At 62.2% G+C, this 251-nt stretch carries 1 protein-coding gene; it reads right to left on the minus strand.

Annotated elements, in window-relative coordinates:
- The coding region (locus SB764_RS43005) for a hypothetical protein (RefSeq protein ID WP_410867174.1) at nucleotides 1-251 on the minus strand (251 nt) is incomplete at both ends.

Below are 251 nucleotides of genomic sequence, written 5' to 3' on the forward strand. Positions count from 1 at the left end.
GGTTGGTCTGCCGGCATGGTGATGTCCGCCTGCCCCGACGCAGCGTCAACGGGGCAGTTTTCGGCTACGGCGCCGTGCCGTTCCCTAGCCAGTTCAGTACGGCGATCTGCGGGCAAGTTCTTCCTGCCGGCGCTCTTGGACTTCCCCTTCTTCGCCAGCTTGGCCAAGGCTATGGCGGGTTCCGTCGTCTTCTGGCTCTCGTGGCGGAATCTGATTCGTTCCTGTTGCTGCTTATGGCGGACGACCTTAAG

It is taken from the genome of Paraburkholderia sp. SIMBA_027 (genome assembly GCF_046535315.1).
Classification (GTDB): domain Bacteria; phylum Pseudomonadota; class Gammaproteobacteria; order Burkholderiales; family Burkholderiaceae; genus Paraburkholderia; species Paraburkholderia tropica.